The following is a 23,053-nucleotide window of genomic DNA, read 5'->3' as shown; positions in this document are numbered from 1 at the left end:
GCCACTTAATCTTAGTTCTATACCTTTTACCGTTTTTCTATACTTATGAACAAAAAACAAAAAATCCTTCTTATTTCCCCACATCTGGATGATGCGGTGTTTTCGGTGGGTGGCATTGCCGCTGAACTCGCTGCACAGGGAACTGAGGTTTCTATACTCACGTGTTTTACGCAATCAGTTAAAAACCCTACCGGTTTTGCCCTCGCCTGCCAGTTAGATAAAAACCTGCCCGCAGATGTTGATTATATGGAACTGCGCCGACTGGAAGATCAGAAAGCCTGCCAACTGCTGGGTATCAAAACCTACTGGGGCGATCTACCCGAAGCGCCGCACCGCGGTTATACTTCGGCAAAAGAATTGTTTCAGGATCTTAAAAAACAAGATACTATTGCCGAAAAACTACTCCCTTTAATCGAAAAATGGATTGAAGAAATTAAACCCGGGCTTGTCCTTTATCCAAAAGGGATAGGCAATCACGTGGACCATCAACAGGTTTGCAATGTCATGCAGCAACTAAAAAAAAGGTTTGCCACCATAAATTATCTGCAATGGTACGACCAGCCCTATCTAATGCGAAATCCAGACAGTCTTACTGAAAATCCCATCGTCCAGAACAAGGTTTCCGTAGAAATTTTAAAAGGTCTCTTTAAAGAAAACAGTGAAAAACCGATCCTTTTCGACTTAAAATCGGTCAATATGCTGAAATTTCAGGCCTGTGCTGCCTATGAATCCCAGGTTAATTTTCAATTTAACAGTGCTGATAAACTTGCTGGTTATTTTATAGATTCCGCTGAAGGCGAAATGAACTTTTTGGAACTTTTAAGTGTAGGATAGAATAGTAATTATCCGTCTATCAAATTTTCCATACTATCCTGTTTCACCTGAATGATCCCACGTCTGGGTCGGTCAAGATCCACAATGATAAATACCAATAGCGAGATCAGGAAACTCAACACCAGGGCGGGCGTTCTTGACGTTCGTTTCCCCAGGCCGGTCGCGTAGCCAATAAGCGCTCCCGTAGCAATAAAAATGACAAAAAGAAGGTAAAATATGGCTGGTGGCACGTGGCGTTCCAGCTGGTCTGTACGATAGCCCTGTGCGTCTATCATATCGTTGACTGCCTGAACAAAATAACCAGTTTTTACAGGATTAGGCGCTTCATCTGCCGCATTTATTGCAGTATCCCAGATCTGCTGCTGCAAATGCTGCACTTTTTTATGATAGGTGGCGCGTAACTTTTTCTGGGTAAGATCGGTTTTGTTTTCGGCCAGACGCAAATTGATATATTCGTTAATAAACCCTTCTTCCTGCACATTGTAAGGATCAGGCAACAGGCTGGTACGCAAAAGTGCTGTGCCTATGGCGTTAGCTTCGGCCACTTCTGCCGCAGCACGGTTGTCGAAACGCTGTAAAGACATATTGAATGTAAAACCCAAAATAAGCGCCAGCAACCCTAAAATACCGCCCTGTATTGCGGTCGTTTGTGATTTTATATCACTGTTGGATTGCGTCTCGTGGTATTGTCCCAGACGCATACCAAGCTCATTTGCAATGACAATGACAATAAAAAGAATAAGCGCAATTAAAATGCTGTTCAAAAAATACATAATAGACTAAATATAGATTTGCAATGATACATCAATCTGTTTTAGAATGGACAGTCTGCCGGTATCTGTAATCAAAACGACAGGCGAAAACCTCGTAGCATTGCCAACTTAAAAGCTTTGTAAACCATTACCGATCAAATTGATAAAAATAACAGGAAAACATACAATTGCTATAAAAAATCCATTAGTATCAGATTTGGTCACGTACTTTTGCCCATTGATATCAAAAGGAACTTATGGGATTTCATAAAGGATTACTGGCACTTGCAATGGGAGGCTTTGGAATAGGCCTTACAGAATTTGTGATGATGGGCATCCTGCCCGAAGTAGCTTCAGACCTTCACATTACCATCCCACAGGCGGGACATTTTATTTCAGCCTATGCGCTGGGCGTGGTTATAGGAGCCCCTTTACTGGTAATGATCGCTGGCAGTTTCCCTCCTAAGAAATTATTGATCACCCTGATGATCTGCTTTACCGTTTTTAATAGTTTGACCATAATGGCGCCCAACTATGGTTTTATGATGGCCTCGCGTTTACTTTCAGGATTGCCGCATGGGGCGTTTTTTGGTGTTGGTGCGGTAGTGGCGAGCAGACTCGCACGAGAGAATAAAGCTGCCAGCGCGGTATCCATCATGTTTGCCGGTCTCACGTTTGCCAATATTTTTGGAATACCCGCAGGTACGTATTTAGGACAAAATATCTCCTGGCGCTACACCTTTGCCCTTGTTGCTTTTGTAGGCGTACTGGCCATTCTTTCCCTAATTTTTTTAATGCCGGCACTACCCAAGAAGAATGGAGGTTCCAGTGTGAAAGACGAACTGCGCGTTTTTACCCGAAAAGAACCCTGGCTTATCCTGGCGGTTACCGCTATAGGTACGGGCGGTTTTTTTGCCTGGTACAGCTATATCACGCCGCTGCTGACCGAAGTAGGCGGTTTTAGCAAAAACAATGTACTTTTTATCCTCATGTTTGCCGGGGTGGGCATGACGGTAGGAAATATTGCGGGCGGAAAAATGGCCGATGCCGTCTCCCCCAGCAAGGCAACCGCTATTTTACTAACACTTATCGCGGTTTCTCTTTTAACCATTTCACAAGTGGCAGAAAATCAATGGGCATTGCTTACGATGACCTTCATTACCGGTGCACTTGCATTTTCCATATCCTCCCCTATACAGATGCTTATGATCAGGGCGGCAAGCGGTTCAGAGATGTTGGCCTCTTCAGTTAATCAGGCAGGGTTTAATATAGGAAATGCCATAGGCGCTTTTCTGGGCGGACTTCCCATAGCGGCAGGTTATGGGTTTACCTCACCAGAATGGGTGGGCGCCGGTCTCGCATTGAGCGGTGCGCTGGTCACCTTGATGGTTCTGAGACATCAGCGGAACCTCAAAAGAAATCCTTCCGCTGCGTTCAATTCTTGATTTTTTAAAAAACCGAATGCTTTTGGAATGTTTTTTTAAAATTAGAATTCTAAAGGAGAAAGATTTGTATATGCGTTAGTTAGCATTTATAAAAACAAACGTTAATACATTGATGCGAATATTTTAAGTAAATTTGATTATGATATTAATTGAAAATCAAATTGAAAATTTAAAAAATCTATGTGATAAATATCACGTTGACAAAATGTATCTATTTGGTTCCGCTCTTAATTCAAATTTTAACTCAAAAAGTGATATTGATTTTCTGGTAAAGTTTAAGCCTATCGATTTAGCTAAATACTTTGAAAACTATATGGATTTCAAAGAGAATTTAAAAATACTTCTCGGACGCGAAATTGATTTGGTCGAAGAACAGACTTTAAAAAATCCAATACTTATCAATTCAATTGAAAAAAACAAAGAATTGATTTATGGATGAAAGAATTCTCAAATGGTTATATGACATCAAAATAGCTATTGATGAAATTGATGGATATTTCGAAAATCAAGAGTAGGACTTCTTTCAATATCAAAAAAACACAATGCTCAAAAGGGCAATTGAACGGGATTTAGAAATAATTGGAGAAGCAATAAATAGAATTCTTAAGAAGGATAAAACATTAGAAAATCAAATTTCAAATGCCAAATCAATTATCAGTCTTCGAAATCACGTAATACATGCTTATGATAATATTTCTGACGAGAATATTTGGTCAATTTTAATATATCACCTTCCTAAACTTAGTTCTGAAATTGACCACTTAATTGCGCAAAAATAACAAATCGTAACAATGCATCACAGAAATGGCGGCGAAGAAATGATTTCAAAAATCGCTATTTATTAGTGAAAAAACGGGTCAAAACCTGAAAATTAGAGTTCCCAAACCGCTTGCGTTGTTTAAGACGTTTTCCTTGAAAACAATCCTATTCCTGAAAACAAATTTTGCGTTAGGGATTGCAGTGAAAATCCTTTTTGTGAGGCACGAACAAAAAGATTGAAACGTAAAGCCCGACCCACAGGGTATCGCCCAAAAACAACTAAAAACCTTTAAAAAACTGACCATAAAAGGTAATAAATAGCCTAATTAAACCATAAAGCGCTTTCGAAAATCCACCATAAAAAATACTTATTCCGCATTAGGGATTGAAGTGGAAATCCTTTTTGTAAGGCACGAGCAAAAAGATTAAAACAAAAAGCCCGACCCACAGGGTATCGCCCAAAAACAACTAAAAACCTTTAAAAAACTGACCATAAAAGGTAATAAATAGCCTAATTAAACCATAAAGCGCTTTCGAAAATCCACCATAAAAAATACTTATTCCGCGTTAGGGATTACAGTGGAAATCCTTTTTGTGAGGTACGAGCAAAAAGATTGAAACGTAAAGCCCGACCCAAAGGGTAACGCCCAAAAAAAACCCAAAACTCTCAAAAACTGATCAGAATAGATAATAAATAGCATAGTTGAGATATAAACCACCTTCAAAATCTACTTAGTTTTGCGTTAGGGATTGAAGTGGAAATCCTTTTTGTAAGGTACGAGCAAAAAGATTAAAACAAAAAGCCCGACCCACAGGGTAACGCCCAAAAACAATAAAATAATCACATAATCAAGCTTCTCCAACACACGTTCCCTCAATATTGAAATCCTTTGCGCATATTCATTAAAAGATTAAGTAAATTGCCTTTTTTGAAAATGAATATTATTTTAGTCGGGCATAAACTTCATCAATTCCGTTTTGTGAATCTGAAAGTACGACCAACTGATCATTCGCTTCAATGATAGAAGAACCGTTCGGTGTGATGTATTTATCATCCCTCTTGATCATGGCGATGATTGCGGTTTTAGGGAATTCCAGATCTACGATTTTCCTGCCCACGGCAATACTGTGGTTATCTATCCCTATCTCTAGCATAATGGCTTTGGGGTGTTCAAAAGCAAGGGATTCAGCCGGATTTTTCTTTTTAGTTTGTTCCGGCAGGGCTACCTTGAGCCACTTTGCGACCAGCGATAGTGTGGTTCCCTGAATTAAAATAGAAGTCAGCGATATAAAGAACACGATATTAAAAATCACATTTGCCTTTTCTATACCGGCAAGCAGCGGATAGGTCGCAAACACTATGGGCACCGCACCTTTTAAACCAACCCAGGAAATATAAAAACGCCGGCGCATTTTCATTTTAAAAGGGATCAGACTTATAAATACGCTTACGGGCCTCGCCACGAACATCAGGAACAGCGAAATAATCAAACCAATGCCCATAAGCGGCAGTACCTGCGTGGGGAACACCAGCAGGCCCAGGGTTAGGAAAAGGACAATCTGCATTAACCAGGCCAGACCGTCAAACATTCTGAGTATGGTATTTTTATGAATCAGGTACTGATTGCCCAGATAGACCGCGCAGATGTAAATGGCAAGAAAACCATTACCACCTATAAAATTTGTTGCCGAAAAAGTGATAAACATCAATGCGATGACCAGTACCGGATACAGTCCCTCAAAATCGAGACTGATCTCATTTATGATCATTTTGCTCAACCTTCCAAAGATATATCCTGCAATGGCGCCCAGGATCATTTGCTGTAAAAAAAGCGGTATCATAGAATATACGCTCAGATTTTCATTGACCACCAGACCTAAAAAGGCAATCGTAAGCACATACGCCATAGGATCGTTACTACCGCTCTCCAGTTCTAAAGTGGGCTTTAAATTATTCTTAAGGTCCAGGTTTTTTGAACGCAAAATGGAAAATACGGCGGCCGCATCTGTAGAAGAAACAATCGCCCCCAGTAGCAGGCTCTCATAAATTGTAAAATCGGTTATGTAAAAAACGAAACCGCCCACGCAAAGCGCGGTAAGCAGTACGCCAAGGGTAGAAAGCGCAATCCCCTCTTTGAGAATGGGCTTTACCGCATTCCAGTTCGTATCAAGCCCCCCGGAAAAAAGTATAAAATTGAGCGATACCACGCCTATGAGTTGGGCAACACTGGGATCGTCAAAATGAATATCCCCTATCCCATCTGATCCCGCGAGCATACCAATAGCGAGGAAAAGCACTAAAGTGGGCACTCCAAATTTGTAGGAGGTTTTACCCGCTATGATACTGATCAACAGCAAAATGGAGCCTATGAGTAAAATGTTTTCGGTGGTGAGCGTCATAGAAGAAAATACTTGGTTTTTTACCCAAAAATCGGCCGTAAACCGGCATTTTTAGTCAATTCGTTTGGCTTCGGTAATAAAGGAAAGTCCCTGCTGGCTGGTGGTAGAACTCATAACCGCCTCAAAGAGAGGTTCTGGTGATGACCGCGGTATTTTCCAATCAAATATAAAATTACCGCCTGTGCCCCCTGCGGTATCCATTTCGTCAATGACTATTTCAAGAGTTTCCAGCGGAGCGAGATAAATAGTGTTCTTGAAATAATCGTGAATGCGTTTGCCATGCGTGTCATAATACCGTGCAGTATCCATATAAATCGTATCTGTATCGCTGGTATTCCGCAAGCTTACCATGACAGTCAGATTATGCGTTTTGTGTTCTGTAAGGCTAAAAATCTGGGAATAAATAGACAGGTAACTTTTACCACTTTCCAGCGAATCTGGCAATTTTCCTTTGGTCACCTCGCGTTCTTCCCATTTAATAGGGTCAATGGAACTTGGTTTTTCTTTGGTATCACAGCCCGTGCTCAGCGCGATCAAAACGAACATTAAAAGTATCTTTTTCATAGTGTACCGTTTATCATTCAAGAATAGGGCTAAATATACAGTTATACGCCAAACTTCTTCCGGCTCTGCCGTATTAAAACATCTGCGCATTCAGGTTAAGGAACGCATTATAAATTTTAAAATAAAAACATTAAATAAATACAGATCAATCAGTTGAGGGTATTTAATGGCCTTTTATTCCTGTAACGCAATCCTAAGATCGAGAAAGTTTCACTTTTCATTATGAAAATATTAATAAACCAGGACTATAGAAATTGAGCAATGGCGCTGCCTGATGCCGCTTGTTTCCGTAATTTTGACATCCTAAAATTATAATACATGAACTATAGAATGAATGTGCTGCTCACCCTTCTTATAGCGATGGGGATCACGCAGGGCGCACGTGCGCAGGAAAGCACGGCCAAAGACAACCAAACCCAATTTGATGACCTAATGTACCGCCAGGGCAGTGCCTATCGCACCGCAGATGGAAAACCTGGCCCCAGCTATTTGCAAAACAAAGCCGATTATAATATCAAGGCCGACTTGAACGAGGAAACCCACACCCTAACCGGAAAACTTACCCTCACCTACACCAATAACAGTCCGGAAGCGCTGGATTTTATCTGGCTTTACCTGGAGCAGAACCGCTTTACCGAAGATTCACGCGGCACCCTGACCACGCCCGTACAGGGAAACCGGTACAATGGCGATATTGACGGCGGCTACACCATTAGCAACCTTAAGGCCAAAGTGGGCCGCAACGCATCCAGCAAACACCTTATAAACGATACCCGCATGCAGGTATTTTTTGACGAGCCCCTTGAAGCTGATGGCGATGAAGCCGAAATCACGATGGACTTTGAATACAAAATACCGATAGAAGGCATGGACCGTATGGGCCGGCTGGATGTAAAAGATGGGACTATTTATGCCATGGCACAATGGTACCCGCGCGTGGCCGTTTTTGACGATGTGGTAGGCTGGAATACCGAACCGTATCTGGGCGCCGGTGAATTTTACCTGGAATACGGTGCCTTTGATTATGAGATCACCGTACCCTACGACCATATTGTAGTAGGATCTGGCGTGCTGGAAAATCCACGCGACGTGCTTACCGCCACCCAGCGCGAGCGACTGGCGAAAGCAGCAAAAAGCGACTCTACCGTGATGATCATCAAGGCAGACGAAGTGGGAAAACCTGAATCCCGACCTACAAGTTCTGGTACCCTTACCTGGCATTTTGAGATGGAAAATACCCGCGATGTTGCCTTTGCCACTTCCAAAGCATTTATCTGGGATGCAGCGCGCATGAACCTTTCCAGTGGTAAAAAAGGAATGGCACAGTCCGCTTATCCTAAAGAAAGCGCAGGCGATGCCGCATGGTCACGTTCTACGGAATATACCAAAGCAGCGATTGAATTCTATTCTGAAACCTATTATCCCTACCCATACGCGAATGCGGTAAATGTTGCGGCAAACGTGGGCGGTATGGAATATCCCGGCGTTAGTTTTTGCAGCTGGAAGAGTACTGGAGAAAGCTTATGGGGCGTGACTGATCATGAATTTGGCCATAACTGGTTCCCCATGATCGTAGGTTCAAACGAGCGTCGCTACCCGTGGATGGATGAAGGTTTCAATACCTTTATAAACCATTACAGCACACAGGCCTTCAACAACGGCGAGTTTGGTTCCACCTTAAACGAAACCCGCAGGATCAACAGCTATTTGACTAATCCTGAACGGGAGGGCATCAATACCTATCCTGATGTGGTGAACACGCGCAATTTAGGGTATACAGCGTACTACAAACCAGCGACCGGCCTGATTATGTTACGCGATTATATCCTGGGGCCAGAGCGTTTTGACAATGCTTTTAAATCGTATATCAAGACCTGGGCGTTTAAGCACCCGCAGCCTTCAGATTTCTTTAACCATATGGAAAATGTGGCCGGTGAAAACCTAAGCTGGTTCTGGAAAGGCTGGTTTTATGGCAACGGAAATATTGATATTTCGGTAGACGACTACCGCGCGGTGCAGGGCGGTTATCTGATCACGGTAAGCAACAAGGGCGATTTCCCAATTCCCGTAAAACTACAGGTCACTTACACAGACGAAAGTACCGAAGAAGTGATGCTTCCCGTAGAGATCTGGGAACGCGGCGATAGCTGGACGCATTTATTGCGCACCGATAAAACGGTCGTAAAAGTTGAATTTGACCCTAAAAAACAGGTGACCGACGTAAATTCCGGTAACGACGTGTTCCCGAATTCGCCTTATTAATCCTCCATCCTCCCCTAGCCCCTCCGAAGGAGGGGGATTGCTTCCCTGACTCTTTTGGAGAAAGGGGGGAACTTTGAAAGTCCCTTATAGATGATTATCTATAAGGGACTTTTTTAATTATAATCTAAGTCCGCAAAAAGATTATAACCCCTCCCCTTGGGGGAGGCTGGGAGGGGATTGAGGCTGGGAGGGGATGGAGGTTGGGTGGGGACTTATTTCCCCAACAGAACAAGTTCATTACAGACAATCTCCGTAATGTATCGTTTCTCACCAGAAGCGGTCTCATAGCTTCTTGAGGTGAGCTTGCCGTCTATGGCAATTTCCTTTCCTTTGGTAACGTAGGTTTCAATAAGTTCGGCGGTTTTTCCCCAGGCGACCACGTTGTGCCATTGCGTATCTGTAACGCGCTCGCCGTTCTTATTTTTATAGGATTCGTTTGTGGCAAGACTAAATTTGGCCAACTTGCTACCGGAATCCAGATTGAGGATTTCTGGATCGCTGCCCAGGTTGCCTATCAATTGTACTTTGTTTCTAAGTGTGCTCATCATACTATATATTAAGTGGTTATTTATTTTTGATAGGGCAAAGATGGTGAGGGTGGCAAAAGAAAGTCGGTGACGAATTATTTACTTTCGTTTATAACCGGTTACAAACGTTTGTAATCATTTGCTATCTAATAAATAGGTATATTTATGCGTAAATCACTCAAAAACAGCCTAAAACCAACCTTAAAATGCCAAAAACATGTTTAGAATGTGGGGATATTCTTAAGGGCCGTTCCGATAAAAAGTTTTGTGGTGACGCCTGCCGCAACAGTCATAACAACCGACTGAACAGCGATAGCCGAAAACTGGTGCGTAACATCAACAATAAACTACGCAAGAATCACCGCATCCTGGAAACCCTAAATCCCAACGATAAAACCACAGCTCCCAAAGCCAAACTTCTCGACGCCGGTTTTGATTTTACCTATTTTACGAGTATCTACACCACCAAGGCGGGAACGGTCTATTATTTTGTGTATGATCAGGGGTATTTACCTATTGAAGGGGATTTTTATGCGCTGGTTAAGCGGAATTGAATACTAAGAAAAATTGGCTATTTACTCAATATTTTGGCCTAAAATAGGTGTTTTTAAGTCACTTTTTTATTAAATCTGTGACTTTTTTTAATAAATTCTGGAAAACCGGAAATTTTAAAAAGATAGCTTTGCTATATTTGAGAGGATATTTTAGATAAGCGTAATGGTGCGTTTATACATACGTTGGCAATAATGCTAAAAAAACAAAATGACACCTTTCCAGATTACATTTCATTACATTAATAATAAGCGAGAAATTGAAATCCTCGAGAACTCTTTTTTGGAAGTTAATGAACAAATTGATTTGTATGAAAAACAGTTTTCAAACACTATTAATTCGTATTTAAAAAGTAGAAATGAAGAATTAGGGTCTTTAGAAAAAAGATATGAAAAAATAGAACAAGAGGCTCAAAAAAGATATGATGAGGCTCTTAGTACCGAAAAACCCGATGACCAAGACAATATTGCTTATGCTACGCATATTTCCGGAATAGACCATATAATGCATAATAAATATGAGGAGATTGAAAAAATTAGACTAAAATATTCTGATTTTTTAGACCTTTTTAGTAAATCTACTTTGGTTTCAATATATTCATTGAATGAAAATTTTTTGAACAAAATATGTGATATCGCTTCGCAAATATTTAACCAAAAAATAAAAGTCACTCATTTCAACTCAAGGGATTATTTGAAAGCATCTTTTGACTATTTAGAGCTAGTAATTGACATACCTAAAGAACCATTTGAAAGCACTATTTCTAAGCTCGAAAAAATTCAAAAAGTAAGAAACAAAATTATTCACGCTGGTTCACAAATGACTGGTGAATCAATTTTAGAATTTGTAAAAACATATTCTGACAGCTTTCACTACAATGAGGAAAGTCAATTTTTAAGAGTTATAAGCCCAAAATTCACTTCCGAATTTTTTGGTCTAATTAAAAATCTATACGAAGAACTTTTATGGAATTTAGAAGAAAAACAAAACTATAAAACCTTAAAAAGTATACTTGAAAACTGGTATGGATTAATGGAAGGAAAAATTACTATTACAGAAATCGATACAAAAAAAACATCAGAAAAAATTCGTACAATCGATTTTAAAGCTGAGTCAGACAATGCAAAAATACCTGATTTTTATGGCAAACTCACTTTGACTAGTTCGAAAGGATATCTCGTTGAAATTATAAACCAAACAGATAACGCCATTATTGAAGAATTTGTCCAAGCGGATAAAGATGGAATATATTTAGAAATGGGTTTAAAAGCGTTTATGACTTTTAATAAAAATTTAGATATTCGATTATTAATTTATTAAAACACTATTGCCAACACCGTGTATAATTCATTGCTAGTACTCGCCTACTTACGAAAATCCTCGCGGATTTTCTATTTGGTTTGTATTTGCTAATTTAGTTGCTGAAATACGCAACGAAATCATACACAAACACGTTGTGCTTCATACTGAAAAAAAACTAACCAATGAACTTAAAATCAATTACAATAAAAAATTTTAGAGCTTATCAAAATGAAACTAAAATTGAATTTGACCAATTGACAACCATTATTGGTAGAAATGATATTGGAAAATCAACTATACTTGAAGCTCTTGAAATCTTCTTCAATAATCAAACAATAAAGATTGACTCATCGGATCCCAATATCCATTCGACTTCTAAAATAGTAGAAATTACTTGTGAGTTTACAGACTATCCCGCGGAAATATCAATAGACACTTCATCACCAACAAATTTAAAAGACGAATATTTATTATCGACAGATGAAACTCTTGTTATTAAAAAGAAATTTGATTGTGGCAAAAAAACACCGAGTGTCGACATATTTATTATCGCCAACCATCCAACTGAGAAAGAAGTTTCAAATCTTTTAGAGTTAAAAGAAAAAGACCTTCAAGCAATTATAAAGTCAAAATCTTTAGATTCTAAATTAAAAGGAAACCCGACAATGCGAAAAGCAATTTGGGAATCAATAAGCGAATTAAAACTTCAAACGATAGAAATACCTGTATCAAAACCTAAAGAAGATGCAAAAAGAATTTGGGAACAAATAGATAGCTACCTTCCAATCTTTGCTTTATTCCAAAGTGATAGAAGCAGTAGTGACACTGATAATGAAATTCAAGACCCAATGAAAGCAGCTATTGCTACGGCTATTTCTGAAGTTCAAAAAGAAATAAACGATATTCAACAAAAAGTGAGGGAAAAAGCAGAAGAAATTGCAAACAATACCCACAAAGCATTGAAAGAAATTGACGAGAACTTAGCAAGTAAATTAGACCCTAAATTTAATCCACCAACACCAGCAAGATGGAACGGACTATTTTCAATTCAACTTGATACAGATGATGGCATTCCTTTAAACAAAAGAGGAAGTGGTGTAAGAAGAATGATTCTTGTAAGTTTTTTTAAAGCAGAAGCCGAAAGGCGTTTAAAATCTTCATCAAAACAAAACATTATATATGCAATCGAAGAGCCTGAAACTGCCCAACATCCAAACAATCAAAAGATATTAATTGAATCTTTTAAATCACTAGCTAATGAAAGTGATTGTCAAATAATATTAACAACACACAGTCCAGGATTAGCCTCAGAATTACCAATTGAGAGTTTAAGGTTTGTAAACATCGATTCAGGTAATTTAAAAGTTAGCTTTGGTGAAGATGTTTTCTTAAAAATCGCAAAGACATTAGGTGTAACACCAGATAGTAGAGTTAATGTTTTGTGTTGTGTTGAAGGCCCAACAGATGTTTCGGCTCTTTGTGCTTTGAGCAAAGCAATGAATAATAAATATCCCGAATTACCAGATTTAACAAATAACGAGAAAGTTGTATTTGTTTTAATGGGTGGTTCTACTCTTAAACATTGGGTTAACCACAATTACTTAAAAGAATTAGGGAAGCCTGAATTTCACTTGTACGATAATGATGTAAACACATATCAACAATCTATCGACCAAGTTAATAATAGAGATGATAATTCTTGTGGTCAACTTACCCAAAAGCTTGAAATAGAAAGTTATTTGCATAAAAATGCCATTATCACTGGGTTTGATATAGAAATCGAAATACCTGACCAGTTAAATGAAGATGGTAAAGCAACACCGAAAATTTTCGCAGAAGCATACTCTCAAAAAACTGGACTACCAAATACAATAAAAGATACAAAAGCGAAAAAGTTTCTAGCGGAACGAGCTTTTCCAAATATGACAGCAGATATGATTGAAGAACGCGACCCAAATAATGAAGTTAGAGGATGGTTAGAGACAATAAATGAACTATTAAACTAAAAGTACGAAAGCACAACAATGGCTATAAGTAATTGCTTGCTCTCGCCTACTTCTGAAAATCCTTGCGGATTTTCAGCTTGGTGTGTACTTGCAAAGTTAAGTGCTAAAACGCGCAACTACTCATAGCCGAGACCGTTACCACACATTTGAAAAAAACTATGAGCTCAATCAAAGATTTAATTTATTTCGACTATGACAAGGCTAAATCACTAAACAGCCAACTGAATGGTGGAATAATTAGTGAATTGACAAGAGCAATGGAAGAAGAAACTGGATTATCGACCGAAATAGGGTTTGATATTAAAGTTCTAAAAGGAAGCGTTGGCGGAACTGATAAAGGAAAAACATTCAAAACAGAAAAAATTGAACTTTATCACGAGCTTTTGAATGAAATCGAGAAGTCGCTTTTTGAAAAAAAAATTCTGACTGATATAAATGACGAGTTTGATAATGGAGGAATTCCATTTAATGATTTTTTAAAAAAAGTTCCTGATTTTACTTACATCAAATCTACAGGTTGGAGTTCTTTCGAAGATTTTGAAAGGTTTAAGCATATAATGGATAATTTCAATGAAATTCAAAGATTAATTTTTGCGTCTGTTTTGGAAAATAATCCTGAAGTAATTAAGCAAAAAGAACAAATTAATGATTTACGAAAAGAAATAAGGTCTAGTAATAAATCAAATAAGACATCTGAATTAAGGAAACTCAATGCTATAGAGAAAAATTTTGATAAAACAATCGAAACAGAAGCTGGAGCAGTATTTCTTGACGAAACATTTATTGATAGAGTAAAAACATTCTTAAATACATTTTCAGCAAATAGATTAAATTTTCGTTTAGCACCATTTGATGTTTTTAATGATTTTCAAATCCTTGCAAACTTGAAAAGTGAATATTTAGTAAATGGGGATTTTGAGAATGTAATTTACACATATGGCAGTCGACCTAATATCAAATTATCAGTATTTGGAATTATAACATCTTGTCCTCAAAAAACAGATGTAAGAGTTGACCTTAATGATGAATATTTAGGCTATGAAGATGAGGATTTAAAAGACGAAGAAATATTTGTAAAAGCATTTAGAGGTGTATTCTCTTCTTTTGAGGGATTTGAAAAATTCTTTTTTGTTCCTACATATCCAAAAATTTCTGTAAGTCCGATTGCTATATACAGAGAAGTGAAATTTGAATAAAAAACGTGTGGTAACAAAGAACTGAGGTAAAAAACAACTCTTTTCCACATTAAATCTGAGACATATTTATCCTTGGCCAATAATCTACAATTCTAGATATTGGCTGTTATATTTATTTCACTTTTGACCTATCCTTTTACCAAAACGGACACGTAATTTTCATCTTAGGGCAGACCTAATCTAGCTACCAGAGAGAATCTGAAAATCGTTTATAATGCATGTGATTCCGGCTTTTTGAAAGTTACAAGGATTACCAGGAAATATAAATCCAGACGAGAAAACCACTTTCCTATAACTCAAATCAGAGAATACCAGTTTTGACATCAACTACTCTGAAAGCATCTACACCACCAAAGCGTTATTAAAAGCCTACACAAAAACCACTTTTTTAGTTATTTCGTCGTTTGTTTTTATTTATTTAATAAATAATGTGAATTTTTTTAACTTTTTCTATATTTGGCAACCTCAAGCATAGTGAATTTTAATTCACTTTTTTAGTACTGTTTAAAGAATCCTACTTGAAAACAAACTATTTCATGAAAGCTATTTTTAAAATACTGTTTCTGATACTGATTGTTGGCTTTACAAGTTGTAGCCCAAAGATCAAATCAAATTTTACCAATCCCCAGCCTACGCTTGCAAGCGATGAGAAAGTAGCCCTATTGGATATTGAACACAAACTACCTAAAAATCCAATAAAAGTGGGAGATTTAAGATTTCAGGATTCTGGTTTCTCTACAGATTGTAGTTTTAACAGCTTGATGAACCAGGCAAGGATTGAAGCAAGAAAAAGTGGAGCAAATATTGTAAAAATTGTGGAAAAAAAAGAACCTAATTTATGGAGCAGTTGCTACCGCTTGAGCATTGAACTTTACAGCTATAATGGCGATGTTTCCTCTTTACCTCAATACAAATTAACACTTGACTAACCTTTAATTCAAATCAATGAAAATTATATCTAAATCTATCTTGCTTTTATCTGTGCTCTTGCTTTCAAGTTGCGCAACAATTATTTCAGGTTCACGCCAAAACGTGGAAATCAATTCTGAACCAGGTTCAGCTGAAGTTTACATTAATGGGATCGAAATAGGAAACACACCGGTACAAAAAAATCTCAAAAGAAATCAGGAGTATAGTTTAGTCCTCAAATTAGACGGCTACGAACCTTATGAGACTAAGTTGGAAAGAAAATTCAATGCGTGGTACATAGGAAATATTGCTTTTGGAGGATTGATAGGACTTATCATTGACCCAATTACTGGGGCCATGCACAAATTAAAACCAGAAGAAATTGATGGAACCCTTAAAAGTGGAACAACATACACTACAGAACGTGGAAAGTTATTGATTACAATAAGCATGAATAATGACGCAAACTCCGAAAAAGTGGGACAACTGAAAAAATTAAAATAGTAGCTGTATTCTAGCAAATGCTTTAAATAACTGTTTTTTTCCGCCTCTTCTGAAAATCAATGATTTTCAGAAGAGGCGTATTTGCTAAATAAATTGCTTGAACACGTGTCTAATCTTATGCAATCCTATTGCAAATAATTTACGAAAATCAAAAGAAACCGATAAACTGAAAGATAAATGGCAAAATTTTTAAACACAAGAAAGGCAGTATCTGAAATAGAAGACCTAATAAGAAATGCTGAAACCCGACTGATTTTAATCTCACCATATCTAAAATTATCAAAAGATTTTAAAGAATTACTGACATACAGAAACAGCAAGGATAAAATAACAACAGTAATTTTCGGAAAACAAGAATTGAATCCACACGAAATGAAATTTCTTCAAGGATTGAGATTTGTGATTTTAAAATACAATCAAGATTTACACGCAAAATGTTATCTGAATGATGAAAAAATGATTATTACTTCCCTCAATCTTTACGAATTCTCAATGAACAATAATAAAGAGATGGGGGTTCTAATAGACTTGAATGACGAATTAGACAAAGAATTATTTGAAGACGCATGTAAAGAAATAGATTTCATTGACGAAACGAGTGAAAGATTTGAATTCACTTCCATTCCTGAAGTAGCTGCAACGGAAAAGAAAGAAATTCAACCAAAAGCTGTGAGCACTTCAAATTCAAAATTTCTCACCACAAAAGAATTAGCTCAAATTGCAGGATTAAGTAGTCGAAAAATTAATAGCTGGTTGACACACAATAAACTTATGTACAAGAAAAACGATGATTGGCTTACCACAAAACGCGGAAAAGAAATTGGCGGAATCGAGAAAAGTGGTCAATATGGGCAGTTTATAATCTGGCCAGAAGAAATTACAAAATATTTAGAAGTATAAAATTATTTATAACAACGATAATGATAGCTATAAATAATTGCCTTTTATCACCAACTTCTAGAAACGTCGCTAATTTTTCTTCGGTTCGTATTAACAAAATTAGTTGTTTAAAATTCGCAACTATTCGAATACCATCACCGTGCGCAGACTACTGCCAACCACCAAGGACGAAGTTCAAAATAACACTATTTCATAACTTCTTAACAGCCGCTCCGCACATTTATCTTGACCTTTGTAAAAACAAAAAAATATGAGCAAGGCATTAGTGATTATTGATATACAAAACGATTATTTTAAAGGTGGCGCGATGGAGCTTGAAGACCCTCTTGCAGCCAGCGAAAATGCAAAGAAATTGCTGGAAAAATTCAGAAACGATAAAGAAGCGATCGTACACATACAGCACCGCGCGGCTTCTCCAGATGCCGGTTTCTTTTTACCGGATACCAAAGGAGCGGAAATTCACGACAATGTAAAACCGCTTAGTGGTGAGAAGGTGATCACGAAGCATTTTCCAAACGCGTTCAGGGAAACCGATCTTCTGGATCACCTTCAATCAGAAAACATAACCGAACTGGTCTTTGTGGGCATGATGACCCATATGTGCATAGATGCTTCCGTACGCGCGGCTAAGGATTTAGGATTTAAGTGCACCGTTATTGCAGATGCGTGTGCAACGCGGACATTAGAAATCAACAACAAACAGGTAAAGGCAGCTGATGTGCAAAACGCTTTTATTGCAGCGCTGGATTATTTCTATGCCGAAATTAAAAATACGGCAGAGTTGCTGTAACTGTTGAGGTAATGAACAGTATACGGTTAGAAGTTTTTACTGGTAAGTTTTGCTTCAGTTCCCATGATATTTTATGTGAAAATTAAATGCAGACGCAACTCTTTATGCTGCAACCTTTAGGGTTACAAACGCTCAAAGTAAAAATAATATGTAAACCCTGATAGCTCATAATCGGACTGAAGAAAAATAGTTGTCCAATCAGTTTTAACCCAAAACAATCCTATTTTAGCGCCGTTAAACTCTTGATTATTTTTGGGGTCTTAAAATGCGTGAACTAATCAAATTATAGTGATGGCAAAACGAAAAACACCTTTCTCTTTTCAGGTAAGGATCATTCACCGGTATCTGGGTTATTTCTTAGCGGGAATCATGGCCGTATATGCGCTAAGCGGAATTTTAATGATTTTCAGGAACACAGATTTTCTGAAGAGCGAGGTAACGGTAGAACAAAAACTTCAGCCTGATTTAACCGGCGCTAATTTAAGTTCAAAAATACGCACTGCAAAAGTTATTGAAAAGCAGGAAGGTGATATTTTATATTTCAAAAATGGCACTTACAACCAGAAAACAGGGATTGCTCAAGTAAAGAAAAAACAACTGCCCTATTTACTGCAAAAAATGGAACGTTTGCATAAAGCAAATACAAACAGTCCGCTGTTTTTCCTAAATATCTTTTTTGGCGTTTCCCTTTTGTTTTTTGTACTGTCCGCATTCTGGATGTATACGCCTAAAATGCCTATCTTCAAAAAAGGAATGTACTTTGCCGTGGCCGGTGTGATGCTGACAGTGATCCTCTTATTTGTTTAAAATTTCTCGTTTTTAAAACGAATTAATACTAAAAAAAACCTCCGTTTTTCGATGAAAAATGGAGGTTTTTGGCAATAAATGGGACTTATATATGAAGCGCCATTTTTAATGGGGGTACAGCAGTATATGATGGAGCCGAAATAAACAAGATGGTGCTATATGATCTGGATGAACTTACAGAATTAAGTTTGACTGATGTGCAGATAGATAATATTACTGAACTGCTTGCCGGTCTGCCAAACTTGGAACTATTATCATTTTATTCCACCATCGAACAAAAGGTTGGCAAGCTTGGATAATTTAAAAGCCTTAACACTAAATATTACTTCAATTGAATCTATTGAATACCCAACCTTAGAGAATATTCAGCGTTTTTAATTTATGATTTTGGACTTTCAAATGTATCTGATTTAGTGACTGCTTTATTAAATGCGCAACAAAACAGTCCTAGAAACTATGTTGTGGTCATTCTGCCCACAAAAAACATCTGAAACAAGAAAAGGTGGATGCTCTTCAAAATTTACTTAAAACCAATTCTTGGGATGTAGTTTTTGAAAATGATAAATAATCCTTAACAAAGAGCCTTTATCATTTTGAACGGCCAAATTTTAAACATTTTTATGAAACCATCTGTTTTCTATGCTAGATGTTTTGCTAAAAATCCCATCATCGCCCTGTAAAAATCAAGCGAATTCTTCTCTTTTGCAAAACCATGCCCTTCATCATATTTCACCATGTAGGGAACATCTACTTCTTTTTCGCGTAATGCGGAAACGATCTGATCTGCTTCATCAATATTCACCCGTGGGTCATTGGCACCCTGTACCACAAAGAGCGGTTTTTTGATCTTGTCAAGTTGGTAAACCGGACTTACCTCTTCCATAATTTGTTTTTCTTCGGCGATCGCCTCATCGTACCAAATTTCTTTGAGTATTTTAAGATACGGTTTCCAGTAAGGCGGTATGGTCTGCATAAATGTAAACAGGTTAGAAACCCCTACATAATCTATACCGCAGGCGTATAGATCCGGTGTTTTTGTGAGTCCGCGTAATACTGCGTAACCGCCGTGGCTTCCACCATAAATTGCCGCCTTTTTGGCATCTACCCAACCTTGATCAATCACATAGTGCAACCCATCTTCCACGTCATCCATCGCTTTTCGGCCTATTTGTTTAAAACCAGATTCCAGAAACTCCTTTCCGTATCCTCCGGAAATCCTGAAATTGACCTGTAGCGTGGCATAACCACGGCTGGCAAACAATTGCGCTTCTGGATTGAAACCCCAGGAATCGCGGATGCCCTGTGGGCCACCATGCGGATTCACAACCACCGGTACCTCTTTACCTTCCAGCGCGGCCGGGGGCAAGGTGATATAACCGTGCAGGTCAATCCCATCCCTGCTTTTAAAGGAAATGGGCTTCATTTCAGACATATCTTCTTCGTGCAATTGAGGCATCAGCTCATAAACCACGGCAAAGGTATCTGTGGAAACATCGTAGGAATGGTACGTGCCATAATCACGATCGCTGTTTACATAGATCAGGTAAAAGTCTTCTTCATCTGTCTTGTCTGCTATACCGTATTGCTTTTCGCCAAAGTGTTCCTTAAAACGCGCATCCAGCTTTTTATAATAATCGCTTACCGGGATGGTGACCTTCTTTTCCCCTTCATACCTGAAGTAATCGATCTCATAGCCCCGCTTCCGCGAAATGGAAATCCCGGAAACATCATAGTCTTCATGACTGAAGATATCACGCACTTTCTCATCCTTTTTCAGGTCATAAAGAATGATCTTGACCTTGTCCCCTTCCAGATTGGAAATTACGTACGCTTCATGCGGATTCTTACTGGAATAGTCAAATCCCAAAATGGAAAATGCGTCTTTCCAGTTGAGGCTTTTCAACAATTCATATTCCCGGCTGTCGTTGACATAATAAAGATCCTGTTCTATACCGTCGCGCATACGGGTAAAGGCCTTCAGATTGCCATCTTTGTCAAAATCGTAACCGGTTATGGGATTAGCCTCATCGTCATTGCTGTACAACTGCTCCATCTCGCCACTTACCACATTGAGTTTGTAGGGATCAAATATCGCAGGATTGTTCTTGTTCATCGAGATGATGATATGATCTTTATCCTCTTTGAGCAAACGTAAAATACTGGCTTTAACACCGTCAAAGGGCGTGAGGTCCTTAGCTTCCGTGCCATCTACATGAACCGTATACAGATGGTAATTCTCATCGCCGCCTTTGTCCATCGCATAAATAAGACGCTCATTGTTTACCCAGCCGTAACCGCGTATGAGCTCGTCTTTTTCTTCTATCGCGCGCTTCACCGTTCCGGTTTCCTGCACCTTTACCATCACATGGCGCTTGCCCTGCGCATTCTTCTCCAGATAGGAAATGTATGTACCATCAGGGGAAACATTAAAGCTTGCCGCTATGGGCTTCGCAAAATAATCTTCAACATTGTATTTGTACTTTCCGGTATCCAGTGCTGCCAGGGCATCAAGGGATTCGTGTGATGATACTAAGGCTGGGTTGCCTGGTAAGGCGGTGGTCGTGCTCATATAGTCTAATTTGTCCTACAAAGCTAAAGACAACAGGGGGATTCCTGTAAAAAATGGCGTTAATATCCTCCCCTTGCGTATTCCGCTCAGTACCCGCGCAGGATGCAAGTCCAAAGGAGTGGAACATCTAAATTAGCAGATGCGTAAGAGCTCCTCCCCTTAGGGGAAGCCGGGTGGGGAATAGAGACCGGCCGGAGAGAACGGAATTAACATAGCCTTCTGTTTCTTTCTGAATTACTTGACTAATTTTACAATTGAAAAAACGGGCTGTTTAGGAGTTAAATTGACCATTTTTTAGCCGAAAAAGCTGTTTTCAATACGAAATTGGACTTTTCAAAACCGACCAAAAACCGACGATAATTACCAAAAAACGCTATAAAATGAGCAAAAAAACACCTCTGGCAGCATATGAATACGATTTGATCTGCGTAGGCGGCGGGATTATGAGCGCAACGCTCGCCCTTATCGCAAAATTGCTGGATCCCAGCCTTAAAATACTTATCCTGGAAAAGCTGGGTGAAGTGGCAAAAGAAAGTTCTGCCGCATGGAACAATTCGGGCACCGGGCACTCTGCACTTTGCGAACTCAATTACACGCCAGAGGAGGAAGACGGCTCCATTAATATCAAAAAAGCGATAGACATCTGTAACCAGTTTGAGATTTCCAAGCAATTCTGGTCGTTTTTAGTGCGTGAAAACCTGCTTGACGATCCAGAATCCTTTATTTCCCATGTCCCGCACCACAGTTGGGTAAGCGGTAAGGAAAATGCAGATTATCTGGAAAAAAGATACCATAAAATGCAGGAGCATTTTATGTTTGAAAGTATTCATTTTACACGGGATATAGATGTGATGAATGAATGGTTTCCGCTGATCATGCGCGAGCGCACACCTGATGAGATCATGGCGGCATCCCGTATTGATCGCGGAACCGAAATCAATTTTGGCGCGCTTACGCGGAAGCTTTTTGACATTCTGGAAACCAAATTTGATACGCCCGTACAGTGCAACGAAGAGGTCAAGGATATTGATCCTGATCAAAAAGACTGGTCAGTCGAAGTAAAAAATACCAAAACCGGAAAGGAACGCCAACTCGAAGCGCGACACGTATTTATAGGCGCCGGGGGCGGAAGTTTGCTCTTGTTACAGAAAGTGGAAATAGATGAAAAAGATGGCTACGGCGGTTTCCCCGTTAGTGGGGAATGGCTGGTCTGCAAAAACCGGGATGTTATTGACCAGCACCAGGCAAAAGTTTATAGTAAAGCGGGGTTGGGCGATCCCCCTATGTCAACTCCGCATCTGGATACCCGCTATATTGACGGCAAACGCGAACTTTTATTTGGCCCTTTTGCAGGTTTTAGTCCGAAGTTTTTAAAAGAAGGATCTAACCTTGATTTGTTCAAATCCATCAGTTTTAAAAATATCCCATCCATGCTGGGCGCGTTCTGGCACAACTTGCCCCTTACCGAATACCTTATCAAACAAGTCGCGATGTCTTTTAGTGACCGTATGGACGATCTGCGGAAATTTGTAAAAGATGCCAAAGACGAAGATTGGGAAGTTGTCGTTGCCGGCCAGCGGGTGCAGACCATAAAACGCGATGAATATGAAGGCGGAAAATTAGAATTTGGTACCGAAGTCATCAGCAGTAAAGATGGTACGGTGACCTGCCTAATGGGCGCTTCCCCGGGTGCTTCTACCGCGGTAAAAATCATGCTTGACGTTTTTGAACGCGCATTCCCTGAAGTGGTAAATACAGAGGAAGGAAAAGCACGACTGAATGCGATCGTACCCACGTATAAAACGGAGCTCAATGAAGCACTTTTTAAAGAACACCTTGAAAAATCTGAAGAAGCACTGGGCCTCAAAGTAGCACATTAACCTGTTAAATCTGTAAGATCACGGGCAAAACTACATTCGCGTCTAAATAGTTTGATATAGGGTATATTCGGTTCTAAAAAAGGACAGACAAAACA

General features: G+C 38.9%; 19 protein-coding genes and 1 pseudogene. 15 read left to right on the top strand and 5 right to left on the bottom strand.

Going from position 1 to position 23,053, the window contains the following annotated elements; all coding sequences use genetic code 11:
* The first annotated feature begins 45 nt into the window (after positions 1-45).
* The gene (locus P162_RS09530; RefSeq protein WP_051907843.1) at positions 46-834 is read left to right on the top strand and encodes a PIG-L deacetylase family protein; all 789 of its coding nucleotides are present in this window, start codon (positions 46-48) and stop codon (positions 832-834) included.
* A gap of 8 nt (positions 835-842) precedes the next feature.
* Here the strand turns inward: P162_RS09530 and P162_RS09525 are convergent, their stop codons facing one another.
* Positions 843-1,598, bottom strand: coding sequence for a hypothetical protein (locus tag P162_RS09525; protein ID WP_206340683.1), 756 nt, complete (start codon positions 1,596-1,598; stop codon positions 843-845).
* A gap of 245 nt (positions 1,599-1,843) precedes the next feature.
* Here P162_RS09525 and P162_RS09520 point away from each other — a divergent pair, with 245 nt between their 5' ends.
* The 3 genes and pseudogenes from P162_RS09520 to P162_RS09510 form a co-directional block, all read left to right on the top strand.
* A complete protein-coding gene (locus tag P162_RS09520; protein WP_031427119.1) occupies positions 1,844-3,031 on the top strand; it encodes an MFS transporter in 1,188 nt (395 codons plus the stop codon).
* A 139-nt stretch (positions 3,032-3,170) separates the two neighbouring features.
* The gene (locus tag P162_RS09515) at positions 3,171-3,470 is read left to right on the top strand and encodes a nucleotidyltransferase family protein (protein ID WP_031427117.1); all 300 of its coding nucleotides are present in this window, start codon (positions 3,171-3,173) and stop codon (positions 3,468-3,470) included.
* Between the two features lie 94 nt (positions 3,471-3,564).
* Positions 3,565-3,810: pseudogene (locus P162_RS09510) on the top strand (DUF86 domain-containing protein); the annotation flags it as partial.
* 922 nt (positions 3,811-4,732) lie between these two features.
* On the opposite strand, the gene P162_RS09505 reads toward P162_RS09510, so the two are convergent.
* Complete coding sequence (locus tag P162_RS09505; protein WP_031427115.1) at positions 4,733-6,190, bottom strand: potassium/proton antiporter; 1,458 nt, start codon at positions 6,188-6,190, stop codon at positions 4,733-4,735.
* A 51-nt stretch (positions 6,191-6,241) separates the two neighbouring features.
* Positions 6,242-6,754: a DUF3124 domain-containing protein gene (locus P162_RS09500; protein ID WP_031427114.1), complete on the bottom strand. Its 513-nt coding sequence runs from the start codon at positions 6,752-6,754 to the stop codon at positions 6,242-6,244.
* A gap of 318 nt (positions 6,755-7,072) precedes the next feature.
* Between P162_RS09500 and P162_RS09495 the strand changes: the two genes are divergently transcribed.
* The gene (locus tag P162_RS09495) at positions 7,073-9,016 is read left to right on the top strand and encodes a M1 family metallopeptidase (protein ID WP_031427112.1); all 1,944 of its coding nucleotides are present in this window, start codon (positions 7,073-7,075) and stop codon (positions 9,014-9,016) included.
* 212 nt (positions 9,017-9,228) lie between these two features.
* On the opposite strand, the gene P162_RS09490 is transcribed toward P162_RS09495, so the two are convergent.
* On the bottom strand, positions 9,229-9,561 hold the full coding sequence (locus P162_RS09490) for a single-stranded DNA-binding protein (RefSeq protein ID WP_031427111.1): 333 nt from the start codon (positions 9,559-9,561) through the stop codon (positions 9,229-9,231).
* A gap of 188 nt (positions 9,562-9,749) precedes the next feature.
* On the opposite strand from P162_RS09490, the gene P162_RS09485 reads away from it, so the two are divergent.
* The 9 genes from P162_RS09485 to P162_RS09445 all read left to right on the top strand — a co-directional run bounded on the left by P162_RS09485 (position 9,750) and on the right by P162_RS09445 (position 18,509).
* Positions 9,750-10,097, top strand: coding sequence for a hypothetical protein (locus P162_RS09485; RefSeq protein ID WP_031427110.1), 348 nt, complete (start codon positions 9,750-9,752; stop codon positions 10,095-10,097).
* 208 nt (positions 10,098-10,305) lie between these two features.
* Positions 10,306-11,415, top strand: coding sequence for a hypothetical protein (locus P162_RS09480; protein ID WP_031427109.1), 1,110 nt, complete (start codon positions 10,306-10,308; stop codon positions 11,413-11,415).
* A 164-nt stretch (positions 11,416-11,579) separates the two neighbouring features.
* Entirely contained in the window at positions 11,580-13,403 is a 1,824-nt protein-coding gene (locus P162_RS09475; RefSeq protein WP_031427108.1) for an ATP-binding protein, read from the top strand.
* Between the two features lie 158 nt (positions 13,404-13,561).
* A complete protein-coding gene (locus P162_RS09470; protein WP_031427107.1) occupies positions 13,562-14,599 on the top strand; it encodes a hypothetical protein in 1,038 nt (345 codons plus the stop codon).
* Between the two features lie 536 nt (positions 14,600-15,135).
* A complete protein-coding gene (locus P162_RS09465; RefSeq protein ID WP_031427106.1) occupies positions 15,136-15,528 on the top strand; it encodes a hypothetical protein in 393 nt (130 codons plus the stop codon).
* Positions 15,529-15,544: 16 nt separating this feature from the next.
* Positions 15,545-16,012, top strand: coding sequence for a PEGA domain-containing protein (locus P162_RS09460; RefSeq protein WP_031427105.1), 468 nt, complete (start codon positions 15,545-15,547; stop codon positions 16,010-16,012).
* Positions 16,013-16,189: 177 nt separating this feature from the next.
* Positions 16,190-16,912 (top strand): phospholipase D family protein, encoded by a 723-nt coding sequence (locus P162_RS09455; protein ID WP_031427103.1) that lies wholly within the window; start codon positions 16,190-16,192, stop codon positions 16,910-16,912.
* Positions 16,913-17,162: 250 nt separating this feature from the next.
* Positions 17,163-17,702, top strand: a complete 540-nt coding sequence (locus P162_RS09450) for a cysteine hydrolase family protein (RefSeq protein ID WP_031427102.1) — start codon at positions 17,163-17,165, stop codon at positions 17,700-17,702.
* Positions 17,703-17,993: 291 nt separating this feature from the next.
* A complete protein-coding gene (locus tag P162_RS09445; RefSeq protein WP_031427101.1) occupies positions 17,994-18,509 on the top strand; it encodes a membrane protein in 516 nt (171 codons plus the stop codon).
* Between the two features lie 637 nt (positions 18,510-19,146).
* Here P162_RS09445 and P162_RS09440 read toward each other — a convergent pair.
* Positions 19,147-21,078: an alpha/beta hydrolase family protein gene (locus P162_RS09440; RefSeq protein ID WP_081868408.1), complete on the bottom strand. Its 1,932-nt coding sequence runs from the start codon at positions 21,076-21,078 to the stop codon at positions 19,147-19,149.
* Between the two features lie 380 nt (positions 21,079-21,458).
* On the opposite strand from P162_RS09440, the gene mqo reads away from it, so the two are divergent.
* Complete coding sequence (gene mqo / locus P162_RS09435) at positions 21,459-22,958, top strand: malate dehydrogenase (quinone) (RefSeq protein WP_031427099.1); 1,500 nt, start codon at positions 21,459-21,461, stop codon at positions 22,956-22,958.
* The last annotated feature ends 95 nt before the right edge of the window (positions 22,959-23,053 follow it).

It is taken from the genome of Flavimarina sp. Hel_I_48, from assembly GCF_000733945.1.
Lineage (GTDB): Bacteria > Bacteroidota > Bacteroidia > Flavobacteriales > Flavobacteriaceae > Leeuwenhoekiella.
This window is presented reverse-complemented; position numbering and strand designations above follow the sequence as displayed.

Bases quoted from the DNA above. Each gene is read 5' to 3' on its own strand.
- P162_RS09530 (WP_051907843.1), top strand. From the start codon at position 46: ATGAACAAAAAACAAAAAATCCTTCTTATTTCCCCACATCTGGATGAT.
- P162_RS09520 (WP_031427119.1), top strand. From the start codon at position 1,844: ATGGGATTTCATAAAGGATTACTGGCACTTGCAATGGGAGGCTTTGGA.
- P162_RS09515 (WP_031427117.1), top strand. From the start codon at position 3,171: ATGATATTAATTGAAAATCAAATTGAAAATTTAAAAAATCTATGTGAT.
- P162_RS09505 (WP_031427115.1), bottom strand. From the start codon at position 6,190: ATGACGCTCACCACCGAAAACATTTTACTCATAGGCTCCATTTTGCTG.
- P162_RS09500 (WP_031427114.1), bottom strand. From the start codon at position 6,754: ATGAAAAAGATACTTTTAATGTTCGTTTTGATCGCGCTGAGCACGGGC.
- P162_RS09495 (WP_031427112.1), top strand. From the start codon at position 7,073: ATGAACTATAGAATGAATGTGCTGCTCACCCTTCTTATAGCGATGGGG.
- P162_RS09490 (WP_031427111.1), bottom strand. From the start codon at position 9,561: ATGAGCACACTTAGAAACAAAGTACAATTGATAGGCAACCTGGGCAGC.
- P162_RS09485 (WP_031427110.1), top strand. From the start codon at position 9,750: ATGCCAAAAACATGTTTAGAATGTGGGGATATTCTTAAGGGCCGTTCC.
- P162_RS09480 (WP_031427109.1), top strand. From the start codon at position 10,306: ATGACACCTTTCCAGATTACATTTCATTACATTAATAATAAGCGAGAA.
- P162_RS09475 (WP_031427108.1), top strand. From the start codon at position 11,580: ATGAACTTAAAATCAATTACAATAAAAAATTTTAGAGCTTATCAAAAT.
- P162_RS09470 (WP_031427107.1), top strand. From the start codon at position 13,562: ATGAGCTCAATCAAAGATTTAATTTATTTCGACTATGACAAGGCTAAA.
- P162_RS09465 (WP_031427106.1), top strand. From the start codon at position 15,136: ATGAAAGCTATTTTTAAAATACTGTTTCTGATACTGATTGTTGGCTTT.
- P162_RS09460 (WP_031427105.1), top strand. From the start codon at position 15,545: ATGAAAATTATATCTAAATCTATCTTGCTTTTATCTGTGCTCTTGCTT.
- P162_RS09455 (WP_031427103.1), top strand. From the start codon at position 16,190: ATGGCAAAATTTTTAAACACAAGAAAGGCAGTATCTGAAATAGAAGAC.
- P162_RS09450 (WP_031427102.1), top strand. From the start codon at position 17,163: ATGAGCAAGGCATTAGTGATTATTGATATACAAAACGATTATTTTAAA.
- P162_RS09445 (WP_031427101.1), top strand. From the start codon at position 17,994: ATGGCAAAACGAAAAACACCTTTCTCTTTTCAGGTAAGGATCATTCAC.
- P162_RS09440 (WP_081868408.1), bottom strand. From the start codon at position 21,078: ATGAGCACGACCACCGCCTTACCAGGCAACCCAGCCTTAGTATCATCA.
- mqo (WP_031427099.1), top strand. From the start codon at position 21,459: ATGAGCAAAAAAACACCTCTGGCAGCATATGAATACGATTTGATCTGC.